Here is a 4,861-nt window from a genome sequence, read left to right on the forward strand (position 1 = left end):
GCGCGTCCAGCGCCAGGAGCAGGCCCGCATCCAGGTCATGCATGCGGTCGCGCAAGCCGGCCCCCGCCTCACCCTCCCCGGATGAACGAGGCGCAGCGCTCGGCCACCATGATCGTCACGGCATTGGTGTTGCCGGAGATCATCTTCGGGAACACCGAGGCGTCCGCGATCCTGAGCCCGTCGATCCCGCGCACCTTGAGCTGCGGGTCGGTCACCGCCATGGGATCGGTGCCCATCCGGCAGGTGCAGGCGGGATGATACAGCGTGGTGCAGTGGGCGCGGACATAGTCGGCGATCTCGACATCCGTCTGCGCCTCGGCCGACGGCGTGATCTCCCGGTCGATCACCCCGGCCAGCGGCTCGGACGCGGCGATCCGCCGGCTGATCTTCACCCCCTCCACCAGGGTCGCCAGGTCCTGGCCGGTCCGGTCGGAAGCGAAGTAGCGCGGATCCAGGCAGGGATGCTCGATCGGGTCGGCCGAGCGCAGGGTCAGCTCGCCCCGGCTGTTCGGCCGCTGCAGCGTGGTGTGCAGGGTCACGCCCGGCCGGGACGACAGATAGCGGGCATGGTCGCGGTTGGCGGCGATGACGCCGTAGAGCTGCAGGTCGGGCTCGGCCACGTCCGGCCGGCTGCGCACATGGCCGCCGGCCGCCGCCCAGTTGCTGGTGATGGCCCCGGTGCGCCTGGTCGACCACTCGTCGATCGCGGCCCGGATCTCGTCCCCGGTCATCCCGCCGATGCCGAGCGGCTCCTTGGTGTGGAAGGTGACCGGCACGTTGATATGGTCCTGCAGGTCCTTGCCCACGCCCGGCAGGTCGTGGACCACGTCGATGCCGAGCGGGCGCAGCTCGTCGGCCGGGCCGATGCCCGAAAGCAGCAGGAGCTGCGCCGAGCCGATCGAGCCCGAGGCCAGCACCACCTCGGACGAGGCATAGGCGGTCTGCGGCCGGCCGTTCTTCAGATACTCCACACCCACCGCCCGGCCGTTCTCGACGATCAGCCGGGTGGTCAGCACGCCCGATTCGACCGTCAGGTTCGGCCGCTCCAGCGCCGGCTCCAGATAGGCCTTGCCTGTGCCGAACCGCTCGCCGTTCTTGAGGAACAGCTGGAACAGGCCGCAGCCCTCCTGCGAGGCGCCGTTGAAGTCCTTGTTGAACGGAATGCCGGCATTCTGGCAGGCCTGGAGCCAGAGCCGCTCGGTGGCGTCCACATAGGGCACGTCGGTGATGTTGAGCGGCCCGCCGTTCCCATGCCACTCGCCGGCTTCGAATCGCTCGTTGCGCTCGGACGCCTTGAACACCGGCAGGACGTCCCGCCAGGCCCAGCCTTCCGCGCCCATGGCCGCCCAGCCGTCATAATCGGACGGCAGGCCCCGGATATAGATCATCGCGTTCAGCGCACCCGAGCCGCCGATCATCTTGCCGCGCGGCCAGAAGATCCGCCGCATCCGGCAGCCCGGCTGCGGTGCCGTGTGGTAGCCCCAGTCCACCTCGGTGTTGACCATGGTGATCCACATGGCCGGCATCTTGGAGGGCAGCGGCGCCGCCCGGCCGGCTTCCAGCAGCAGCACCTTGCGGCCCGGGTCCTCGCTCAGCCGGCCGGCCATCACGCAACCGCCGGTACCGGCCCCCACCACGATCGTGTCGAACATGCTACGTCCCTGATTTGACAAGCTCCGCGGCCCGGCCGGACGCCGGGCGCAGCCGCGCCACCATGCCCTCGACCAGGCCGATCACCCCCTTGGGCATCAGCACCATCGCGGCTGCGATGATCAGGCCCAGGCCCAGCGTGCGGTAGTCGCCGCCGACCTCGCGCAGCGCCTCGTCGGCCAGCACCAGGATCACCGCCCCGACCAGCGGCCCCCACAGCTTGCCGATCCCGCCCACCACCGCGATGGCGATGATGAACATGAGGGTCGACAGCGACAGCACGCCCGGGCCGATCGCCTGGAAATGCGCGGCATAGAGACCGCCCGCCAGCCCGGTGAAGAAGGCAGACGCGCCGAACACCAGGAGCTGGGTGGAGAACCGGTTGATCCCGCGCGCCACCGCACAACCCGGATTGTCACGCAATGCCTGGAAGGCCAGCCCCAGCGGCGAGCGGATCACCGCCCAGGTGAAGCCCATGGTGACCAGGAACAGGGCGGCGACGATCGCGTAGTTGGCGATCACGTAGTCGCCCTTGAAGATCGCGCGCGTGCCGAGGTCGCCGAACCGGGCGAAGCCCACCGCCCCCCCGGTGAACTGCCGGCAGGTGGCACCCTGCATGACGAAGCAGTCCGTGTCGGTCACGATCAGCAGATACATGACCTGGGCGACCGCGAGCGTCAGCAGGGCGACATAGGCGCCGGCAAGACGCAGGCAGGCCAGGCCGATGATCAGGCTGAACAGCACCGTGCCCACCGCCGCCACCGGCATGGCCAGCCACATCGACCAGTCCAGGTAGAAGCCCAGCATCGCCGTGGCATAGCCGCCGAACGCGAACAGGGCCATCTGCCCCAGCGAGAACACCCCGGCAAAGCCGAACAGCAGGTTCCACTGCGAGGCGACGATCGCGTAGAACAGGGCCAGGATCACCTGGCCCAGCACGTAGCGGCTGTCGGCCACGAACGGCAGGGCGGCCAGCGCTGCCAGCACGATCAGGCCGAAGACCAGATGGCCCCGGTCGGCACGGCTCATCCCAGTTCCCTCCCCCCGCGGGCCGGCATCACAGCCGCCGCACCGCGGCCCGGCCGAACAGGCCGTCCGGCCGCCAGATCAGCACCAGGATGACGATCGCCAGCAGCAGCGGGAAGCCCCAGCGGGCGCCCAGCGCATAGCTCGCGAACGCCTCGATCAGCGCCAGCACGAACGCCGCGCCGATCGCACCCGGCAGGTTCCCGAGGCCGGCCACCACGCACATGATGAAGGCCTTCAGCATCGGATCGGCGCCCAGCGTCGGCGAGAGCTGGGTGATCGAGCTCACCAGAAGGCCACAGGTGCCGGCGATGCCCCCCGACAACGCCAGCACCTGCAGGTAGACCCGGCCGACCGGCACACCCAGCAGCTGGGCGGCCTCGCGATGCTGGGCCGTGGCCCGGATAGCACGACCTGCCCTGGTTCGCGCAAGGAAGAAGGCGGTGCCCGCCATCAGAACCATCACCACGGCGACGATGAGGACATTTTGCCACGGTATGAAGGTGCCGCCGGCCTGGAGATGCCCCGGCAGTGCGATCGACTGGCCGAACGGCTGCCCGCCGAAGATCAGCAGGACCGCGTTCTCCAAGGCGATCGCCACGCCGAACGTGGCGATGATCACGTTGGTCTCGAAGCTCTTGGGCGCTCGTGCCAGCAGCGGCTGGGCGACCAGCAGGTAGATCGCGGCTCCGATCAGGGCACCCACCACGACCGGGGCAAGCACCGCCACCGGCCAGGGCGCACCCAGCAGGGTCGCCAGCGTGAAGGCGGCATAGCCGCCGATGGTGAGCAGCGCGCCATGGGCCATGTTCAGCATGCCGAGGGCGCCCCAGACGAGCGACAGGCCGATCGTGGCCAGGGCGTAGAGCGCACCGGTCGTGATGCCGGCGACGAAGACCGGGCCCAGGATCTCCACCGTCAGCCTCCGAGATAGGTCTCGAGCAGCTCGTCGCGCTCGAGCAGGTCGTGCGGCGGCCCGGACCAGACGATCCGGCCATTGTCGAGCAGGTGGATGGCATCCGCCAGGTCCGCGACCCGCGCCGGGTTCTCCTCGACCAGGAGGATGGTGCGGCCCGAGGCCTTGAGCCGTGCGATCACCTCGTAGACCTGCTCGATGATGATCGGGGCGAGCCCCAGGGACGGCTCGTCGATCAGCATGACCTGCCCGCCCATCATCAGGCCCCGGCCGATCCCGACCATGCGCCGCTCGCCGCCGGAGAGCGAGGAGGCCAGCTGGTCGCGCCGCTCGGCGAGCTTCGGCAGGAGCGCTTCCACCTCCTCCAGCCGCCGCCGGATCACCGCCTGGTTGTTCTCCAGATAGGCGCCCATCAGCAGGTTCTCGTGGACGCTCATCTGCGGGAACAGGAGGTCGCCCTGCGGCACATGGACGATGCCGGCTGCCGCCACCTGGTGCGGCGCCAGGCCTGCCAGTTTCTTGCCGAACAGGCGGATGCTGCCCCTGCGGGTCGGCAGGAGCCCGGAGATGGCACGCAGGAGCGTGGTCTTGCCGTGGCCGTTCGGCCCCACCACGGTCACCAGTGCGCCGTCGGGCAGGTCCAGCGAGATGCCGGTGAGCACGTCGCGGCGGTCATAGCCGGTGACCAGCCCCTCAATGGCCAGCGCCGCCTCAGCCATGGGCGGCTTCGCTCTGGAAGAAGCGCCGCAGCCGCTTGGTGGTAGCCGCACCCAGATAGGTCTCGACCACCTTCGGATCCTCCGGCACGCCCTCCGGCGGGCCCTCATAGATCGAGCGGCCCTGGTGCATGATCATCACCCGGCTGGAAAGCTGCAGGAGGAAGCGCATCACGTGCTCGATCAGCACGACGGTGAGGCCCTGCTGGCGCAGCCTGCGCACGACCTCGACCACCCGGTCGATCTCGTGCGGGTTGAGCCCGCCCACCGGCTCGTCCAGCAGCACCACCTTGGGCTCGGTCGCGACCGCGCTGGCGATCATCAGGAGCTTGCGCTCCAGCACCGGCAGCTCTCCCGCCGGCCGCAGTGCCACCGCCTCCAGCCCCAAGAGCTCGATCGCCGCCTCGCTGCGCCGGAGTGCCCCCGGCCCGAACCGGAAGCCCGGAAGCCCGCGCCGCGCCTTGCCGAAATAGGCGGCGAGCTGGATGTTGTCCCGCACGCTCAAGCTGTCGAAGGCGGCATTGAGCTGGAAGGTCCGCACCAGTCCCATCTG

General features: G+C 69.7%; 5 protein-coding genes. All 5 read right to left on the minus strand.

Features of this window, described 5'->3' with window-relative positions; genetic code table 11:
* Window positions 1–68 precede the first annotated feature (68 nt).
* Window positions 69–1,652, minus strand: coding sequence for a GMC family oxidoreductase (locus tag VNS22_RS24680; protein WP_325737252.1), 1,584 nt, complete (start codon window positions 1,650–1,652; stop codon window positions 69–71).
* 1 nt (window position 1,653) lies between these two features.
* A complete protein-coding gene (locus VNS22_RS24685) occupies window positions 1,654–2,679 on the minus strand; it encodes a branched-chain amino acid ABC transporter permease (protein WP_325737254.1) in 1,026 nt (341 codons plus the stop codon).
* 28 nt (window positions 2,680–2,707) lie between these two features.
* The gene (locus VNS22_RS24690; RefSeq protein WP_325737257.1) at window positions 2,708–3,592 is read right to left on the minus strand and encodes a branched-chain amino acid ABC transporter permease; all 885 of its coding nucleotides are present in this window, start codon (window positions 3,590–3,592) and stop codon (window positions 2,708–2,710) included.
* A 2-nt stretch (window positions 3,593–3,594) separates the two neighbouring features.
* The gene (locus tag VNS22_RS24695) at window positions 3,595–4,311 is read right to left on the minus strand and encodes an ABC transporter ATP-binding protein (RefSeq protein ID WP_325737259.1); all 717 of its coding nucleotides are present in this window, start codon (window positions 4,309–4,311) and stop codon (window positions 3,595–3,597) included.
* Window positions 4,304–4,861 (minus strand): ATP-binding cassette domain-containing protein (locus VNS22_RS24700; protein WP_325737261.1); only part of this gene is annotated, 558 nt, incomplete at its 5' end. The genes VNS22_RS24700 and VNS22_RS24695, both read right to left, overlap by 8 nt.

Source organism: Geminicoccus sp. (assembly GCF_035556675.1).
GTDB lineage: Bacteria > Pseudomonadota > Alphaproteobacteria > Geminicoccales > Geminicoccaceae > Geminicoccus.

Bases quoted from the DNA above. Each gene is read 5' to 3' on its own strand.
- VNS22_RS24680 (WP_325737252.1), bottom strand. From the start codon at position 1,652: ATGTTCGACACGATCGTGGTGGGGGCCGGTACCGGCGGTTGCGTGATG.
- VNS22_RS24685 (WP_325737254.1), bottom strand. From the start codon at position 2,679: ATGAGCCGTGCCGACCGGGGCCATCTGGTCTTCGGCCTGATCGTGCTG.
- VNS22_RS24695 (WP_325737259.1), bottom strand. From the start codon at position 4,311: ATGGCTGAGGCGGCGCTGGCCATTGAGGGGCTGGTCACCGGCTATGAC.